16 protein-coding genes and 1 pseudogene are annotated in these 18,007 nt (G+C 37.6%); 15 read left to right on the plus strand and 2 right to left on the minus strand.

Going from position 1 to position 18,007, the window contains the following annotated elements; genetic code table 11:
• The 3 genes from SMIDD26_RS11130 to SMIDD26_RS00450 form a co-directional block, all read left to right on the plus strand.
• Window positions 1-353, plus strand: a 353-nt coding sequence (locus SMIDD26_RS11130) for a glycerol-3-phosphate dehydrogenase/oxidase (protein ID WP_246746832.1), incomplete at its 5' end; no start/stop codon positions are given.
• Window positions 354-422: 69 nt separating this feature from the next.
• Window positions 423-1,127 (plus strand): MIP/aquaporin family protein, encoded by a 705-nt coding sequence (locus SMIDD26_RS00445; protein ID WP_061438584.1) that lies wholly within the window; start codon window positions 423-425, stop codon window positions 1,125-1,127.
• 190 nt (window positions 1,128-1,317) lie between these two features.
• A complete protein-coding gene (locus SMIDD26_RS00450) occupies window positions 1,318-1,521 on the plus strand; it encodes a hypothetical protein (RefSeq protein WP_001127305.1) in 204 nt (67 codons plus the stop codon).
• Between the two features lie 90 nt (window positions 1,522-1,611).
• Here the strand turns inward: SMIDD26_RS00450 and SMIDD26_RS00455 are convergent.
• Window positions 1,612-2,223: pseudogene (locus tag SMIDD26_RS00455) on the minus strand (hypothetical protein).
• A 772-nt stretch (window positions 2,224-2,995) separates the two neighbouring features.
• Between SMIDD26_RS00455 and SMIDD26_RS00465 the strand changes: the two are divergent.
• The 12 genes from SMIDD26_RS00465 (at window position 2,996) to adcA (ending at window position 15,564) form a co-directional block, all read left to right on the plus strand.
• Window positions 2,996-3,859: a helix-turn-helix domain-containing protein gene (locus SMIDD26_RS00465; protein ID WP_061438586.1), complete on the plus strand. Its 864-nt coding sequence runs from the start codon at window positions 2,996-2,998 to the stop codon at window positions 3,857-3,859.
• 357 nt (window positions 3,860-4,216) lie between these two features.
• Window positions 4,217-5,794 carry an ATP-binding cassette domain-containing protein gene (locus tag SMIDD26_RS00470; protein WP_061438587.1) on the plus strand — a complete coding sequence of 526 codons (1,578 nt, stop codon included), beginning with the start codon at window positions 4,217-4,219 and terminating at the stop codon, window positions 5,792-5,794.
• A gap of 211 nt (window positions 5,795-6,005) precedes the next feature.
• On the plus strand, window positions 6,006-7,184 hold the full coding sequence (locus SMIDD26_RS00475; RefSeq protein WP_061438588.1) for a ryptide export MFS transporter: 1,179 nt from the start codon (window positions 6,006-6,008) through the stop codon (window positions 7,182-7,184).
• A 312-nt stretch (window positions 7,185-7,496) separates the two neighbouring features.
• Entirely contained in the window at window positions 7,497-7,628 is a 132-nt protein-coding gene (locus SMIDD26_RS00480) for a teichoic acid D-Ala incorporation-associated protein DltX (RefSeq protein WP_000813667.1), read from the plus strand.
• Window positions 7,629-7,648: 20 nt separating this feature from the next.
• The gene (dltA, locus tag SMIDD26_RS00485) at window positions 7,649-9,199 is read left to right on the plus strand and encodes a D-alanine--poly(phosphoribitol) ligase subunit DltA (RefSeq protein ID WP_061438589.1); all 1,551 of its coding nucleotides are present in this window, start codon (window positions 7,649-7,651) and stop codon (window positions 9,197-9,199) included.
• Window positions 9,196-10,440, plus strand: a complete 1,245-nt coding sequence (dltB, locus tag SMIDD26_RS00490; protein WP_061438590.1) for a D-alanyl-lipoteichoic acid biosynthesis protein DltB — start codon at window positions 9,196-9,198, stop codon at window positions 10,438-10,440. The genes dltA and dltB overlap by 4 nt, the downstream gene beginning before the upstream one ends.
• A 13-nt stretch (window positions 10,441-10,453) precedes the next feature.
• Window positions 10,454-10,693 carry a D-alanine--poly(phosphoribitol) ligase subunit DltC gene (dltC, locus tag SMIDD26_RS00495; RefSeq protein WP_000351967.1) on the plus strand — a complete coding sequence of 80 codons (240 nt, stop codon included), beginning with the start codon at window positions 10,454-10,456 and terminating at the stop codon, window positions 10,691-10,693.
• Window positions 10,686-11,954, plus strand: coding sequence for a D-alanyl-lipoteichoic acid biosynthesis protein DltD (gene dltD, locus SMIDD26_RS00500; protein ID WP_061438591.1), 1,269 nt, complete (start codon window positions 10,686-10,688; stop codon window positions 11,952-11,954). Before dltC ends, dltD begins: the two co-directional genes overlap by 8 nt.
• A 151-nt stretch (window positions 11,955-12,105) precedes the next feature.
• Window positions 12,106-12,546, plus strand: a complete 441-nt coding sequence (adcR, locus tag SMIDD26_RS00505; RefSeq protein WP_049511334.1) for a zinc-dependent transcriptional regulator AdcR — start codon at window positions 12,106-12,108, stop codon at window positions 12,544-12,546.
• Window positions 12,546-13,250, plus strand: coding sequence for a metal ABC transporter ATP-binding protein (locus SMIDD26_RS00510; RefSeq protein ID WP_023941156.1), 705 nt, complete (start codon window positions 12,546-12,548; stop codon window positions 13,248-13,250). Before adcR ends, SMIDD26_RS00510 begins: the two co-directional genes overlap by 1 nt.
• A complete protein-coding gene (locus tag SMIDD26_RS00515) occupies window positions 13,243-14,049 on the plus strand; it encodes a metal ABC transporter permease (protein ID WP_061438592.1) in 807 nt (268 codons plus the stop codon). The genes SMIDD26_RS00510 and SMIDD26_RS00515 overlap by 8 nt, the downstream gene beginning before the upstream one ends.
• A 9-nt stretch (window positions 14,050-14,058) precedes the next feature.
• Window positions 14,059-15,564: a zinc ABC transporter substrate-binding lipoprotein AdcA gene (gene adcA, locus SMIDD26_RS00520; protein WP_061438593.1), complete on the plus strand. Its 1,506-nt coding sequence runs from the start codon at window positions 14,059-14,061 to the stop codon at window positions 15,562-15,564.
• 1,578 nt (window positions 15,565-17,142) lie between these two features.
• Here the strand turns inward: adcA and SMIDD26_RS00525 are convergent.
• A complete protein-coding gene (locus tag SMIDD26_RS00525) occupies window positions 17,143-17,859 on the minus strand; it encodes a DeoR family transcriptional regulator (protein ID WP_134990067.1) in 717 nt (238 codons plus the stop codon).
• Between the last annotated feature and the right edge of the window lie 148 nt (window positions 17,860-18,007).

The raw sequence follows: 18,007 nt of genomic DNA on the forward strand, positions 1-18,007 counted from the left end.
CACGTGGTTTGGATAGCAAGGAAGCTCATTACCTAGCAAATCTTTACGGTTCAAATGCACCGAAGGTCTTTGCTCTTGCTCATAGTTTGGAACAAGCACCAGGACTCAGCTTGGCAGATACATTGTCACTTCACTATGCAATGCGCAATGAGTTGGCACTTAGCCCAGTTGACTTCCTTCTTCGTCGTACCAACCATATGCTCTTTATGCGTGATAGTTTGGATAGTATCGTTGAGCCAGTTTTGGATGAAATGGGACGATTCTATGACTGGACAGAAGAAGAAAAAGCAGGCTACCGTGCGGATGTCGAAGCGGCTCTCGCTAATAACGATTTAGCAGAATTAAAAAATTAAGAAAAAATAAAAGAGGTGGAGGACAGGACTCCTTGCCGCCCGCCTCTTATTTTTAATGGAGACAGAAAGATGATGAATGAATTATTTGGAGAATTTTTGGGAACTTTAATCCTGATTCTTCTAGGAAATGGTGTTGTTGCAGGTGTGGTTCTTCCTAAAACCAAGAGCAACAGTTCAGGTTGGATTGTGATTACCATGGGGTGGGGGATTGCAGTTGCGGTTGCAGTATTTGTATCTGGAAAACTTAGTCCAGCTCATTTAAACCCAGCTGTGACTATAGGTGTGGCCTTGAAAGGTGGTTTGCCTTGGACTTCCGTATTTCCTTATATCTTAGCCCAGTTCGCAGGGGCTATGCTGGGTCAGATTTTGGTTTGGTTGCAATTCAAACCTCACTATGAGGCAGAAGAAAATGCAGGAAATATTTTGGCTACTTTCAGCACAGGACCAGCTATCAAAGATACTGTATCAAACTTGATTAGTGAAATCCTTGGAACCTTTGTTTTGGTCTTGACAATCTTTGCTTTGGGTCTTTACGATTTTCAGGCAGGTATCGGAACCTTTGCGGTGGGGACTTTGATTGTCGGTATCGGTCTATCACTAGGTGGGACAACAGGCTATGCCTTGAACCCTGCGCGTGACCTCGGTCCTCGTATCATGCACAGCATCTTGCCAATTCCAAACAAGGGAGACGGAGACTGGTCTTACGCTTGGATTCCTGTTGTGGGACCTGTTATTGGTGCAGCCTTGGCCGTGCTTGTATTCTCACTTTTCTAATTTGGAAAACAACTATGTTGATAGAGCTTGGGCAAGAGCCCAATTTCAGCAAAAAATGAAGTAAATCTTCTCATAATAAAACGCATCATATCAAGCACGAAAATTCCACGAGGTCAACTACAGTCAGAAAGCTGAACAACAAGCCAAAACGCCCAAAAAAGGCGGCAAAAAGCAAGCACCTGCAAGCAACGTGCCGAAATGGTCAAATCCTGATTATGTCAACGAATTAGACCCAAAAATCGTTGATATGCTAGTAGAATTTCACAAGTCACAAGGCACTTTGGAAACTCCCGAGGCGCAAGCAGAAATCGCCCAAAAACGTGAAGAAATCGAGCAAAGGAGAGCTGAGCTTGAGGATAAAAAACAAGAGCTTTTGAACCGCTTGAACAAATAGAGTTTCGCAAGTATTATGCTTACAAATTACTTGAGCAATTAACTAAAATAACTAAACCCTCGTCCTTTATATCTAGGCAGGGTTTATATTTTAGAAATTCACGTAGGTTGTTACGGTTTTTACATACCCAGTATAGTCTGAGTTTCTATAGTATTCAGTGATAAACTTCCATTTTCTTTGGGCAACATGGATATAAGTACTTGTTATGTAGTATGGATATGGGCTTTGTGAATCCAAGTAAGACTGATAAGCTTGTATACCAAAATATGATCCACCAATTATTGCCACCCCATCGGACCCCCCAATACAGCACCTATCTTACCAATCATATAACTTATTTCAGAACCAATCATGAAGTTAGCGAATGTGTTAGCTTGTTTATTCCCATGTATTGTGTTGACGTAATTCCAAACATTAGGATCGTATGATCTAAAAGATATATTTAGGTCGATTTCATTCTTTTGATAAGCCATATAAAATGCCCCATTGATATAGAACGCCGTCAGCACGTCGTTCAATAGTGTCTACACTTCCATCTGGATTGACAACCTCAAGAACTTCATCGCTTAAAATATTTACTTGCGTATCTCCGAACCGCACTGATGAGCCATTCTCAAACTGAGCCTCACCAGATACAACTTTAGAGTTTGCCGATAAGCTATCATCAGCAAAAACAACAAGCGACGGGGAAATGCTAGACATACAGAAAACAGACATAACTAGCAAACACATGCATTTAAACATCTTAGACATAACGGAAACTCCTTTGTATTTTTGATTTTTTTCAACTTTTGTTATACAATAAAACCAAATAAAAAGAAAGCGGCAACAATATGCTTAATGCGAAAATTTTTTTAATATTTTTATTTTTGATCGTTGTCGAAACTACAGGCTTGTTGTTGTTGAAAAGAGGTCTCGAAATGGGTTATTTAGACACAGAAGCTATTATCCTCGCAATTTTTTCATTTGCTTTTTACAACCTATGTTCATTCGGTTGGGTCTACTTTACAATAAAAAACAATAAAAAATAAATAGACGTATTTTCAAAAAAAGATTGATATTTATCTCAGTAAAACGACGATTTAAATCGTCGTTTTTTTGTATAACTCCCCCTGAAATTTATTTTAATTATGCAAATTTCACGTATTTTTGGTGCTGAGACAACGATTCTGAGAGCTTTTCAGACTTTGTCTATCATTAGAAAAGCTTAGAGCACCAAAGGATTTGAGCGTTTTTCTGATTTTTAAGACTTTTTCTCCAGTCTCTTTTTTCGATTGAAGATGTAAGTATTTTAGTAACTAATTTCTTAGTACTAGCCAACAACGATAATAATAATTCCTTCAAAAAGTAGGAAGAATAAAGACAATAGTTTTTGCTTTTTCATGTGAAATACCTCACTTTTATTTTCTTCTATTTTATGCTAAAATATTAAAAATCAAAAACTGTTCCCATATATGCTTGTTGGAGAGATATTATGAAAAAATTTGGAGAAATTTTTAAAAAGTTTCGAGAATCTAGAGGGTTTCGCTTAAAAGATGTCGAAAAAGCTGGTATATCAACATCACAGCTCTCACGTTTTGAAAAGGGAGAGACTGATTTAACCATTTCAAAATTTATGGCTATTTTGGATGAAATTAACATGCCTATTGATGAATTTATGTATGCTGTTCATGATTTTCATCGTGATGAACTGAACGAACTCTTATCAAAGATTAGGCATTTTGTATCAAATCATGATGTTGATGGGTTGAAAAAACTACTTTATTCTCAGATGGAGTCAGATTCTAAACAAGAGAAATTTCATAAGCTTAACATTATTTTATTAAAAATTCGTTTACAAGATTTATCTGGAGAAGCTTATTATTCTGGTGATGATTTATCTTATCTAACTGACTATCTCTTTAGTGTTGAATACTGGGGATACTATGAATTATTGATTTTTTCAAATACTTTAGATGTCCTAAAACACGATGTCTTTATGGTTTTGGCTAGAGAGATGTCCAGACGTTCTGATTTTTATAAAGAAATTCCTAATAATAGACGACTGATTTCATCTATGCTATTGAACGGATATATCACATGTATTGAAAGAGGAAAATTTCTTGATGCTTTGTATTTTGAAAAACGACTAAACCAATGCTTTTTCACTGAAACTGAAATTTATGAACGGCTGGTATTCCAGTATGCCCAATATCTATATCGCTATAAAAAAGAGACGGATTGCAAAGCAATTATTGAAATGAGGAAGTGTATTGGAGCAATGAAATTAGCGGGAAGTAACCATTTGGCAAAGAATTATGAGGGACATTTAGAAAAAATTTTAGCAGATAAAGGGTAGTGTGCAGATATGGGAAAGGAAGTATCTCGAAATAATATTTTGGTAGAATTGTCTTTAGAAATTTCAATTACGGTTGTTTTATCAGTTCATTGTATTTGAGCGATAGGATTTTTCGAATTTGTCACCATAATTATGAATTTTGAGGTATTTAATATGCAAGTTCTATCTCCATATATTTTAAGAAAGAAAAGTGAAACAGGAGAATTATTTTTCAATAGTAAAAATAATCACTCTTAATAAACAGCATCATATATAGGTTAATTAAATTATTGTATAGTCTCAGTTGGAGTTAATTTGTTTATAACTTTTAGACTGAGGCTTTTATATCTATTCGCTTTCTTTTAGATAGGCTTATTTATGAAATTTCTAAAATACATTAAAACTAATATTTTTATCTATTTTTTAATAGGAGTGCTTTTGAATAGCGGAATGGCTCTAATAAAGCCATTGTTATTGGATAAGCTATTGAATATTCGTGAAGAGCAACTTACAATTGGTACAATTTCATACTTTGTTTTATACGGTCTGTGTTTACACCTGTTTTTTTATAGCACGATGTTGCTAGCAAATTTTGTCAGTAATAATCTGCAGCGTCATCTACAAATTCGTTTAAAAGATCAGCTTATTAAGAAACTATTTTTGAAGGAAAATGTTGTATATGATGAAAAAGTTTCAATTGTTACACAAGATATGGAACTGCTCTATAATCGCTTCTTTTTACCCCTGGATATGATAGTTGGAAGAGTTTTTATACTTTGTACAACGATTGTTTTTATTTTGGTGCAAAATTTTTGGCTTGGTCTTGTTTTTATTGTGTTCTCTTTTCTTCGACCATTACCTCAATGGGTAATGAATAATCGTTTAATGAAAAGTGGTGCAAATTTTTCGGAAATGCAAAAAGCTTTTCATCTATCTGTAGGAGATTTTTTTAAGGGAGCAGATACGATATATTTTTATGGCGCTAGTAAAGAAAACTTTGCTAAGATGAGAAAAAACAACGAGTGTTACGAGAATGCTCGTTGGAAAAATGAATGGACTAGCAATGTCGTTTATTTTTTCAATGGTCCTTTAGAATTCCTTAGTCAGGTACTACCTCTTGCACTTGGTCTTTTATTACAAAAGAGTGGTATAGAGTTAACAACAGCTAGTTTGGTCTCTATGTATATAGCTACAATGAATCTTAGCGGACCTATTCAAAGAATTATGTATAGCATATCTGATATACAGCGATCGCAAACAGTGAAAGAAAAAATATTTTCATTATTGGAAGAATCTTGTTTAGAAACATCATATCCGACAGTCGAATCTTTAGCTGAGCTAGTTTTGGAGGGCGTTTCAAAACAGGTTGGAGAGCAAGTGCTCTTTTATGATTTGTCACTTAGATTAACTAAGCCAAGTAAAGTTTTAATAAAGGGAGCTAGTGGTACCGGAAAGTCAACTCTCCTACAGTTGGTAGCAGGAAAGATAAGTCCGAATAGTGGTAGAATTATCGTACGTGATAAATCAGGTCGAGAATTTACTCATTATCAAGGGAATGTCGCTTATATCTCTCAGAATCCATTTTTCAGACATGGGACAATCCGAGAAAATTTAACATTAGGACAGGAGATTTCAGATAAAGAATTACTCTGTTGCCTAGAACAAGTTGGCTTAATGAATGAAATCACCAATATCTTGGATTATCAACTGATAAATAATGGAGAAAACATTTCAGGTGGACAACGTTTACGACTTGAATTAGTTCGCTGTCTGCTTCGACAAAAAGACATTGTGTTGGCAGATGAGGTTACATCATCCTTAGACAAGGACAATGCATATCAAGTGCGCCAGTTACTTTTGCAGTTGCCTATCATTTTGATTGAAGTTGCTCATCATATTGATTCAGAAACGGTTTATAATCAAGTAATTGATTTGGGAAAATATAGAATAAAATAAATAGACTTGTTCGGCATCTTGTCAGCTATAATATATGTGTTATGTTATGGATTGTTTTAGCTGATTTAAAGATGTGAAAACTAAAAACGATGGCTAAGTTGGAATGTTAAAAATTCAATTTCTGACCACCTAATCTTGTGTCAAATAGTTATCAAATAAAGTCTACTATACCATTCATCAGTTAAATATTTTTATGTTATGGGAGCGTTATATGTCTAATTCATTTATCAAGTTGTTAGTCTCTCAATTGTTTGCAAATTTAGCAGATATTTTCTTTAGAGTAACAATCATTGCTAACATATACATTATTTCAAAATCAGTAATTGCCACATCACTAGTTCCCATTTTAATAGGGATATCCTCTTTTGTTGCGAGTCTTTTAGTTCCTTTAGTTACTAAAAGGATAGCGCTCAATAGGGTTTTATCTTTATCCCAATTTGGAAAGACTATATTATTGGCGATACTGGTAGGGATGTTTATACTAATGCAATCAGTAGCGCCTTTGGTGACCTATCTATTTGTTGTGGCAATTTCAATATTAGATGGTTTTGCAGCACCTGTTTCCTATGCTATTGTGCCACGCTATGCGACCGATTTGGGTAAGGCTAATTCAGCCTTATCAATGAGTGGTGAAGCTGTTCAGTTAGTGGGTTGGGGATTAGGTGGACTCTTGTTTGCAACAATTGGTCTTTTACCTACCACGTTTATAATTTTAATGTTGTATATCATTTCTAGCTTTCTGATGTTATTTCTTCCTAACGCTGAAGTGGAGGTGTTAGAGTCAGAAACTAATCTTGAAATTTTGCTCAAAGGTTGGAAGTTAGTTGCTAGAGATCCTAGATTAAGACTTTTTGTATCAGCAAATTTATTGGAAATTTTCTCAAATACGATTTGGGTTTCGTCTATCATACTTGTCTTTGTAACTGAGTTATTAAATGAAACGGAAAGTTACTGGGGATATTCTAATACAGCATATTCTATTGGGATTATAATTAGTGGCTTAATTGCTTTTAGGCTATCTGAAAAGTTTCTTGCTTCTAAATGGGAAAGTATTCTTTTTTCTCTTGTAGCCATGGCAATAGTGACATTGACTATTCTATTTTTTCCAAATGCACAGATATTTTTAGTATTTTCAGCTTTAGTTGGTATGTTATCGCAGCTAAAAGAAGTTCCTGAAAGTGTATTTCTTCAGGAAACAGTAGAGGAAAATCATTTGGTTAATGTCTATTCCGTTCTTGAAGTGATTTCGACATTAGCATTTTCAGTATTTGTTTTGCTAATGAGCTATATTACTGAGAGTTTTGGTATTAGCATAAGTTTTTGGCTATCAGCCATTTGTCTGATGATAGAAGCTATTTTAATTTATATCAGACGAGATTATTTTAAATGAGAGACCGGGTAAGAAGTCTTTAAAAATCAGAAAAGCGCATAGTATCAGGTGTTGAAAAAACTTGATATTGTGCGTTTTATTATGGAAAGATTCCCTTCATTTTCTACTGAAATTGAGTTTTTGCCCAGGATCACTCTATTTGAAATATACATAGAAAAACTGCATAATCCTTAAAATAAACTGAAATCTATTGAAAATCTACGGTAAACAATTGAAAAAATACTATATAAAGTGGTACAATGGTAGAAAAATAAGCTAGTAAGAATTACTCTTATTTTAGCGAAAAATTACAGAAATGAATGGTTTTTCTTGATGAAACAGAGAAAAGAATTGTACCTCTTTCTTGGTCGGACAGCCTTGTATTTTCTTATCTTTCTAGGGCTGCTTTACTTCTTTAGCTATCTTGGTCAGGGTCAAGGAAGCTTTATCTATAATGAATTTTAACTTGAAGGAGAATCCCTATTGTGTCAAATAAACCAATAGCAGATATGATTGAAACCATTGAGCATTTTGCTCAGACACAGCCTAACTACCCTGTTTACAATGTTTTGGGGCAGGAACATACTTATGGAGATTTGAAGGCTGATTCGGATAGTTTAGCTACAGCCATTGACCAACTAGGCTTGCCTGAGAAGTCTCCTGTGGTCGTTTTTGGTGGCCAAGAATATGAAATGTTGGCAACTTTTGTAGCCTTGACTAAGTCAGGTCACGCCTACATTCCAATTGATAGCCATTCGGCCTTGGAGCGAGTTTCGGCTATTTTAGAAGTGGCAGAGCCAAGCTTGATTATTGCCATCTCAGACTTTTCATTAGAGCAAGTTTCGACGCCAATGATGACTCTGGCTCAGGTTCAAGAAGCCTTTGCTCAAGGGAATAATTATGAGATCACGCATCCAGTCAAGGGCGATGATAACTACTACATTATCTTTACTTCTGGTACAACTGGTAAGCCTAAGGGAGTGCAGATTTCACATGATAACCTCCTCAGCTTTACCAACTGGATGATTACGGACAAAGAATTTGCGACGCCAAGTCGTCCGCAAATGCTGGCTCAACCACCTTATTCTTTTGATCTATCTGTCATGTACTGGGCACCGACATTAGCACTTGGTGGTACACTTTTCGCTCTTCCTGCAGCCATCACTCAGGACTTTAAGCAACTCTTTGCGACCATCTTTTCATTGCCAATCGCTATCTGGACATCAACGCCTTCTTTTGCAGATATGGCCATGTTGTCTGAAGACTTCAACAGTGAGAAAATGCCTGGCATCACGCATTTCTACTTTGATGGCGAAGAATTGACGGTTAAAACAGCTCAAAAACTGCGCAAGCGTTTCCCAAATGCCCGTATTATCAATGCTTACGGTCCAACAGAAGCAACAGTAGCCTTGTCAGCAGTTGCTGTGACAGACGAGATGTTGACGACTCTCAAACGCCTACCAATCGGCTATACCAAGGCTGATTCTCCAACCTTTATCATTGACGAGGAAGGAAATAAACTGCCAAATGGCGAACAGGGAGAAATCATTGTTTCTGGGCCAGCTGTTTCAAAAGGATATATGAATAATCCTGAAAAAACAGCGGAAGCCTTCTTTGAATTTGAAGGTTTGCCAGCCTATCACACAGGCGATGTGGGAACCATGACAGATGAGGGCTTACTTCTCTACGGCGGACGCATGGACTTCCAGATTAAGTTCAACGGTTACCGCATTGAGTTAGAAGATGTCTCTCAAAACCTAAATAAGTCTCGCTTTATCGAGTCTGCTGTGGCTGTGCCACGTTATAATAAAGACCACAAGGTGCAAAATCTATTGGCTTATGTCATCTTGAAAGACGGTGTTCGTGAGCAGTTTGAGCGAGATATTGATATTACCAAGGCTATCAAGGAAGACCTGACAGACATCATGATGTCCTACATGATGCCGTCTAAATTCCTTTATCGAGACAGTTTGCCACTGACTCCAAATGGAAAAATTGACATCAAAGGATTGATTAACGAGGTGAACAAGAGATGATGGAGTTCTTTCAACAGCTTCCTCATTTAGAGCCATATGGCAATCCTCAGTATTTTGTCTATGTGATTGTTGCAACCTTGCCCATCTTTATAGGCCTCTTTTTCAAGAAACGCTTTGCCTGGTACGAGGTATTGGTTAGTCTCTTCTTTATCGTTACCATGCTGGTAGGTGGGAAGACTAATCAACTAGCTGCCTTGGGTATTTACCTTTGCTGGGAAATATTGCTCCTGCTTTTCTACAAGCATTATCGAAAAAGCAAGGATGGCAAGTGGGTCTTTTACTTAGTTAGTTTTCTGTCCCTACTTCCGATTATCTTTGTCAAGGTGCAACCAGCTATCAATGGAACGCAGTCTTTGCTTGGGTTCTTGGGAATTTCTTACCTGACCTTTCGTTCGGTTGGGATTATCATCGAGCTGAGAGATGGAGTGATTAAGGATTTTACCCTCTGGGAATTCCTCCGTTTTCTTCTCTTCATGCCGACTTTTTCAGGTGGCCCAATCGATCGCTTTAAGCGTTTTAATGAAAATTATCAGACCATTCCTGAGCGAGATGAGTTGATGGATATGCTGGATGAATCTGTTCGCTATATCATGTGGGGCTTTTTGTACAAGTTTATCCTAGCTCATGTTTTAGGAGAGACCTTGTTGCCTCCTTTGAAGAATTTAGCCCTGCAGTCAGGTGGTTTCTTTAATCTCTATGCTTTAGCGGTTATGTATACCTTTGGTCTGGAACTTTTCTTTGACTTTGCAGGTTATTCTATGTTTGCCTTAGCCATTTCAAACTTAATGGGAATCCGTAGCCCTATCAACTTTAACAAGCCTTTTTTATCAAGGGATTTAAAGGAGTTTTGGAATCGTTGGCACATGAGTCTGTCTTTCTGGTTCCGTGACTTTGTCTTTATGCGAATGGTGATGGTATTGACCAGAAAGAAGGTCTTTAAAAATCGCAATGTAACCTCAAGTGTGGCCTACATTGTAAATATGCTGATTATGGGATTTTGGCATGGAGTGACCTGGTACTATATAGCTTATGGCCTCTTTCATGGACTGGGCTTGGTTATCAATGACGCTTGGATTCGCAAGAAAAAAACGCTCAATAAGGAACGGAAGAAAGCAGGGAAAGCTGCCCTACCTGAGAATCGCTGGATTCAGTTGCTTGGCATGGTTGTCACCTTCCATGTCGTCATGCTGTCATTCTTAATCTTTTCTGGATTCTTGAATGATCTATGGTTTAAAAAATAAAAGGAAATAAAATATGGATATCAAATCAGAAGTTATCGAAATTATTGATGAGTTGTTTATGGAAGATGTTTCTGACATGATGGATGAAGATCTTTTTGATGCAGGTGTCTTGGATAGTATGGGAACGGTTGAGTTGATTGTAGAGATTGAAAACCGTTTTGACATTCGTGTCCCTGTAACAGAGTTTGGTCGCGATGACTGGAATACAGCTAATAAAATCATAGCTGGTATTGTGGAGCTACAAAATGCTTAAACGCTTATGGATGATCTTCGGACCGGTCTTGATAGCTGGTTTGTTGGTTTTTCTGCTCATTTTCTTTTATCCTACTAGTAAAAGTTATAATTTATCAGAAGAAAAACGATATGCAGCAGCGATTAGTACACAAAGTTTCAGAGAAAGATTTCAGAAAGTGAGAGCTCTTTCGGATCCAAGTCTACGATTCATTCCCTTTTTTGGTTCTAGTGAGTGGATTCGATTTGATAGTATGCATCCAGCTGTTTTAGCGGAGAAGTACAATCGTTCGTATAGACCCTATTTTTTGGGACAAGCAGGAGCAGCTTCTTTAAATCAGTACTTTGGTATGCAGCAAATATTGCCAGAGCTAGAAAATAAACAAGCTGTTTTTGTTATTTCTCCTCAGTGGTTTACAGAAACGGAGTATGAACCTGCAGTTTTTCGTAGGTATTTTAACACGGATCAATTGGGTGCTTTTTTGGAAAATCAGTCTGGAGATGTGTCAAGTCGTTACGCCGCTACGCGTTTAATGAAAAAGTATCCTAATGTAGTATTGGGAGATATAGTCAAAAAAATAACCGAGGGTGAGCAACTTTCAGAAATAGATAAGACACTCATAGATACATTGGCACGATTCAACCAAAAACAATCATTTCTATTTGGACAATTGTCAGTGAATGATGGAGAAAAATATAGAGATCGCGTGGAGAAGTATTTAAAAGACCTGCCAGATAAATTTTCCTACGATGCATTGAGAAAAATCGCTGTAAAAGATGCTGAAGCAAATACCACGAATAATGATATGGGGATGGACAATCGTTTCTATGATACGCAAGTAAAGAAAGATTTAAAAAAGTGGAAGGATTATCAGAAAAATTATAATTTTCTAAAATCATCTGAATATAATGACTTGCAATTAGTCTTAAATCAATTTGCGAATTCAAAAGTGAATGTATTATTTGTGATTCAACCTGTTAATAAAAAATGGATGGATTATACAGGATTAAATCAAGATATGTATCAACACGCAGTTGAAAAGATTCGTTACCAGTTAGAAAGCCAAGGTTTTACCAATATAGCAGATTTTTCAAAAAATGGTGCTGAACCTTATTTTGTAAAAGATACAATTCATATTGGTTGGTTGGGTTGGTTGGCTTTTGACAAGGCAGTTGATCCTTTCCTATCTAATCCTACACCAGCTCCGACTTATCATCTGAATGAGCGCTTTTTCAGCAAAGATTGGGCGACTTATGATGGAGATGTCAAGGAATTTCAGTAGATGAATGACAGAAGAGTTCAAGAATGAAGCCTATTTTCACGTTTTTTCTTGACTCTTTTTTAGATTATGATATAATGAACCAGTAAATGACCGGTTAATAAAATGGTTTTCTCTTAGAAATAGAGAAGAAGGGATGGGAAAGGAGTAATACATGAGACAGCTTGCACAGGAAATCGACACATTTTTAAATGAGGTTATTTTAAGAGCTGAAAATCAGCATGAAATCCTAATAGGTCATTGCACTAGCGAGGTGGCCCTGACCAATACTCAGGAGCATATCCTCATGCTTTTGTCAGAGGAATCTTTAACAAATTCAGAATTGGCCCGTCGTCTCAATGTCAGTCAGGCTGCAGTTACCAAGGCCATTAAGTCTTTGGTCAAGGAAGGAATGTTGGAAACATCTAAAGATCCTAAGGATGCGCGTGTGATTTTTTATCAGTTGACTGACTTGGCTCGTCCAATCGCTGAGGAGCACCATCATCACCATGAGCATACGCTTTTAACCTATGAACAAGTGGCGACTCAGTTTACTCCAAATGAACAAAAAGTGATCCAGCGGTTTTTGACTGCTTTAGTAGGAGAAATCAAATAATGAGATATATTACGGTAGAGGATTTGTCCTTCTATTATGATAAGGAGCCTGTTCTTGAACATATCAATTATAGTGTTGATAGTGGGGAATTTGTTACCTTGACAGGGGAAAATGGGGCAGCTAAGACGACACTGATTAAGGCCAGTCTTGGGATCCTCCAACCACGCATTGGTAGGGTGACCATTTCAAAGACAAATACGCAAGGTAAGAAATTGAGAATAGCCTACCTTCCTCAACAGATTGCCAGTTTTAATGCTGGTTTTCCAAGTACGGTTTATGAATTTGTCAAGTCCGGTCGCTATCCACGAAAGGGTTGGTTCCGTCGTTTGAATGCTCATGATGAGGAGCATATCAAGGCTAGTTTGGACTCAGTTGGTATGTGGGAACACCGAGACAAACGCTTAGGGTCTCTATCTGGAGGACAAAAGCAGCGAGCGGTGATTGCGCGTATGTTTGCTTCTGACCCAGATGTGTTTATCCTAGATGAGCCGACAACGGGGATGGATGCAGGAAGTAAAAATGAATTTTATGAACTCATGCACCACAGCGCCCATCATCATGGCAAGGCTGTTTTGATGATTACCCATGACCCTGAAGAAGTTAAGGATTATGCGGATCGCAATATTCATCTAGTCCGTAACCAAGACTCGCCATGGCGTTGTTTCAACGTTCATGAAAATGACCAGGAGGTGGGCCATGCTTAGTTTGTTATCTTATGACTTTATGCAACGTGCCTTTCTGGCCGTTATTGCCATGAGTCTTTTCTCGCCGGTATTGGGGACCTTCCTTATCTTGCGCCGTCAGAGTTTGATGAGTGATACCCTCAGCCACGTCTCTCTTTCAGGTGTAGCCTTTGGTCTGGTACTAGGGATTTCTCCAACTATTTCTACTATTGCCATTGTCTTGATTGCGGCGATCTTTCTGGAGTATCTCCGTACGGTTTACAAGAGCTTTATGGAAATCGGGACGGCTATCCTCATGTCAACAGGTCTGGCTGTTTCTCTGATTGTCATGAGCAAGGGTAAAAGCTCGAGTTCTATGAGTTTGGACCAGTACCTTTTTGGTTCAATCGTGACTATCAGTGAGGAGCAGGTGCTTTCCCTCTTTGTCATTGCGGCGGTTGTTTTGATTTTGACCTTCCTCTTCCTTCGTCCAATGTATATCCTGACCTTTGATGAGGATACGGCCTTTGTGGATGGCTTGCCAGTTCGTACCATGTCCATTCTTTTTAACATGGTGACGGGGGTGGCCATTGCCCTTATGATTCCTGCAGCAGGAGCTCTTCTGGTATCGACCATTATGGTCTTGCCAGCTAGTATTGCCCTGCGTCTGGGGAAAAACTTTAAATCGGTTATGTTGCTTGCCAGTGCTATTGGATTTTTGGGAATGGTAGCAGGACTTTACATTTCCTACTATGCAGAAACACCTGCAAGTGCAAGTATTACTATTATTTTTGTAACTGTTTTCTTGCTAATTAGTTTAGTAAGACGTTTTATCAAATAGGAGACTAAGATGAAAAAAATTAGCTTATTGTTCGCCAGTCTATGTGCCTTGTTTTTAGTGGCTTGTTCCAATCAAAAACAGGCAGATGGCAAACTCAATATCGTGACAACCTTTTACCCTGTCTATGAATTTACCAAGCAAGTCGCAGGAGATACTGCTAATGTAGAACTCCTCATCGGTGCTGGTACAGAACCTCATGAATACGAACCGTCTGCCAAGGCAGTTGCCAAAATCCAAGACGCAGACACCTTCGTTTATGAAAATGAAAACATGGAAACTTGGGTTCCTAAATTGCTAGATACCTTGGATAAGAAAAAGGTCAAAACCATCAAGGCGACAGGCGATATGTTGCTTTTGCCAGGTGGTGAGGAAGAAGAGGGAGACCATGACCATGGAGAAGAAGGCCATCACCATGAGTTTGACCCCCATGTTTGGTTATCACCAGTTCGTGCCATTAAACTTGTAGAGCACATCCGTGATAGCTTGTCAGCAGATTATCCTGATAAAAAAGAAACCTTTGAAAAGAACGCGGCTGCCTATATCGAAAAATTACAAGCCTTGGATAAGGCTTACGCAGAAGGCTTGTCTCAAGCTAAACAAAAGAGCTTTGTGACTCAGCACGCAGCCTTTAACTATCTTGCTTTGGACTATGGACTCAAACAAGTCGCAATCTCAGGCCTCTCTCCAGATGCAGAACCATCAGCTGCTCGTCTGGCAGAATTGACAGAGTACGTCAAGAAAAATAAAATCGCCTATATCTACTTTGAAGAGAATGCTTCACAAGCCCTTGCTAACACACTTTCAAAAGAGGCAGGTGTCAAAACAGATGTCCTCAATCCTTTAGAAAGTCTGACAGAAGAGGATACCAAGGCGGGAGAAAATTACATCTCTATCATGGAGAAAAACCTCAAAGCTTTGAAACAAACAACAGACCAAGAAGGTCCAGCTATCGAACCTGAAAAGGCAGAGGATACCAAGACAGTTCAAAACGGTTACTTTGAGGATGCAGACGTCAAAGACCGCACCTTGAGTGACTATGCAGGTAACTGGCAATCAGTTTATCCTTTCCTTGAAGATGGAACTTTTGACCAAGTCTTTGACTACAAGGCTAAGTTGACTGGTAAGATGACCCAGGCTGAGTACAAGACTTACTATACCAAAGGCTATCAGACAGATGTCACTAAGATTAACATTACTGATAATACTATGGAATTTGTTCAAGGTGGACAAAGTAAGAAATATACTTACAAGTATGTCGGTAAAAAAATCTTGACTTACAAGAAAGGCAATCGTGGCGTGCGCTTCCTTTTTGAAGCGACAGATGCGGATGCTGGACAATTCAAATATGTTCAGTTTAGTGACCACAATATTGCCCCAGTTAAGGCAGAACATTTCCATATCTTCTTTGGAGGCACAAGCCAAGAAGCTCTATTTGAAGAAATGGACAACTGGCCAACCTATTACCCAGATAATCTATCTGGACAAGAAATCGCCCAAGAAATGTTGGCGCATTGATGAGAAACCGACTAGTTCATAGGAGCTAGTCGGTTTTTTGATACTAGATGGCTAATTTTATTATAGACCTTTCCAGAACTTTAAAAAATAAATAAAACTCTTGAAATATCTGGATCTGTATGTTAGAATAATTTTATCGGATAAGGTTCATTAGAATACTACCCCCTAACTACTGCCATAGTTAAGGGGTGTTTTGGTATATTCTACAGGAATAGAAAAAGACCCTCTAAACTTTGTAGAGAGCCTTAAAAAATCAAAATAAAAAGATAACCCCAGGCACATAGGAATGCTCAACCTTTCAGTCTACCCCATTCTGGGACCCAGCGTTTATCCTTCACAAGTTATCTTATTGAGTCCATTATATCACACTTATGGAAAATGTAAGAAATTTGTATAGTATTTTTAAATGAATTGATGAAAAATCAAATACCTTTCAGAACTAAGGAATTTTAAATAATAAATAAAACTCTTGAAATATCTGGACCTGTATGTTAGAATAAAATCGATAGGCAAGGTTCATTAGAACACCAAATCCCTTAACTATTGCAGTAGTTAAGGGACTTTTTTGACGTATCTTAGCGATTTAACGGGTGTTTATAGGCTAGTCAGTCGGTCTACTTCTTACCATCTAGCCATTTGCAGACGAAATACAAGATAATTCCAGCTATAACATCTGCTATAATAGTAAGAGCAAGCTCTGGTATAAGGCTCATTAGTTTCACCTCCTCTCACGAACCCATAGGAACGTAATCGGTAACCGATGACAAAAGTATTATACCACACTAAATTTAGATCATCAACCTCACTTAATGCTTGAACTATTGTAGATTATATGCTAGAATATAGTTAATTGATAAGGTTCATTAGAACACCAAAGCCCTTAACTATTGCCGTAGTTAAGGGCTTTTTTGACGTATCTTAGCGATTTAACGGGTGTTGATAGACTAGTCACTCGGTCTACTCCTTACTATCTAGCCATCTGCAGACGAAATACAAGATAACTCCAGCTATAACATCCGCTATAATAGTAAGAGCGAGCTCTATGATAAGGCTCATTAGTTTTACCTCCTTTCACGAACCGTAAGGAACGTAATCGGTAACCGATGACAAAAATATTATACCACAACAAATTTAGATCATCAACATTGCTTAATGCTTGAAATATAAGGTCTAAGCAAAAAAGTATTTAAATTCAGAAAAACGCATAATATCAGGTGTGCAGAACCCTTGATATTATGCGTTTTATTGTGGGAAGATTTACTCCGTTTTCTCCTGAAATTGGGTATTTGCCCAGCCTCTGTTTTTGGGGTTGCTAAGAAAATAATGTCATGTGGTGAATATTTGTAAATCAGTCAGCAGACAGAACGAATACTCTTCGAAAATCTCTTCACATCATGCCAGCTTCGCCTTTCCGTATATATGTGACTGACTTCGTCAGTCCTATCCACCACCTCAAAACAGTGTTTTGAGCTGACTTCATCAGTTCTATCTACAACCTCAAAACAGTGTTTCGAGCTGACTTGATCAGTTTTCAAATCTGTACTTTGAGCAACCTGAGACTAGCTTCCTATCTGATTTTCATTGACTATCAGAAACCCATTCTCCATCAAATAATTCTACTGCGTCTAATAATTTTTGATCTGGCAAGGTGTCAGAAATAAAGGTTGTGTATTTGGAGAGGGGATTAATTTTAAAAAATCCAGTCTTGTAAAATTTAGAACTATCAATCAGTAAGATGGTTTCATGGGCTTTGTCAATAATATTCTTTTTTGAAATAGCTTGGCTGAGAGAAGCTTCATAAACATAGTGGTCATCAATACCTCTTGCTGAACAAAATGCTAAATCGATATTAAAATGATCTAATAAAGAATTTTCCTTATCGTAGTTGATGACAGAACAGGATTGATGTTTGACCTCGCCAGATGTGATAAAGATTTTGGAGCTATCTTTAACGTTTTCAGATAAGGTTTGTGCAGTATGTAAACCATTTGTAAAAATAATCAAATTATCTAGTTCAGCCAGATAGGGACAAAGTTCGTAGACAGTCGTACTGGAATCCAGATAAATACACATACCTGACCGAATAAAGTCTTTAGCGAGACTAGCAATCAATCTTTTTTGCCTAGTACTTTCTCCTTCCCGTATTTGATGAGAAAGTTCAATTGTGTTCATAGAGGATAGGATTACATAGCCGTGTTTTCTTTTGATAAGACCTTGATTTTCTAAGAAAATTAAATCACGACGTAAGGTACTTGTGCTGGAGAAAGTGATTTCTGCCAGCTCTTTTACGGCAATTCTTTTTTCTTTTTGATAATTTCAATCAATTCAAGTATACGTTCATCTTTTATCATAAGCTCCTCCTAATTTATCATTTCAACTATATTATAGCACAAATTGGAGGAATTTGAATTATTTTTATGTTTATGGAGTAAATATATGAATA

The sequence above is a fragment of the Streptococcus mitis genome (assembly GCF_001579035.1).
GTDB classification, from domain to species: Bacteria; Bacillota; Bacilli; order Lactobacillales; family Streptococcaceae; genus Streptococcus; species Streptococcus mitis_J.

What these genes read in the sequence shown, in the direction of transcription:
- SMIDD26_RS00475 (WP_061438588.1), top strand. Translation starts at nt 6,006, where the DNA reads ATGTCTAATTCATTTATCAAGTTGTTAGTCTCTCAATTGTTTGCAAAT.
- SMIDD26_RS00470 (WP_061438587.1), top strand. Translation starts at nt 4,217, where the DNA reads ATGAAATTTCTAAAATACATTAAAACTAATATTTTTATCTATTTTTTA.
- adcA (WP_061438593.1), top strand. Translation starts at nt 14,059, where the DNA reads ATGAAAAAAATTAGCTTATTGTTCGCCAGTCTATGTGCCTTGTTTTTA.
- SMIDD26_RS00480 (WP_000813667.1), top strand. Translation starts at nt 7,497, where the DNA reads ATGAAACAGAGAAAAGAATTGTACCTCTTTCTTGGTCGGACAGCCTTG.
- adcR (WP_049511334.1), top strand. Translation starts at nt 12,106, where the DNA reads ATGAGACAGCTTGCACAGGAAATCGACACATTTTTAAATGAGGTTATT.
- dltB (WP_061438590.1), top strand. Translation starts at nt 9,196, where the DNA reads ATGATGGAGTTCTTTCAACAGCTTCCTCATTTAGAGCCATATGGCAAT.
- SMIDD26_RS00445 (WP_061438584.1), top strand. Translation starts at nt 423, where the DNA reads ATGATGAATGAATTATTTGGAGAATTTTTGGGAACTTTAATCCTGATT.
- SMIDD26_RS00515 (WP_061438592.1), top strand. Translation starts at nt 13,243, where the DNA reads ATGCTTAGTTTGTTATCTTATGACTTTATGCAACGTGCCTTTCTGGCC.
- dltD (WP_061438591.1), top strand. Translation starts at nt 10,686, where the DNA reads ATGCTTAAACGCTTATGGATGATCTTCGGACCGGTCTTGATAGCTGGT.
- SMIDD26_RS00465 (WP_061438586.1), top strand. Translation starts at nt 2,996, where the DNA reads ATGAAAAAATTTGGAGAAATTTTTAAAAAGTTTCGAGAATCTAGAGGG.
- SMIDD26_RS00510 (WP_023941156.1), top strand. Translation starts at nt 12,546, where the DNA reads ATGAGATATATTACGGTAGAGGATTTGTCCTTCTATTATGATAAGGAG.
- dltC (WP_000351967.1), top strand. Translation starts at nt 10,454, where the DNA reads ATGGATATCAAATCAGAAGTTATCGAAATTATTGATGAGTTGTTTATG.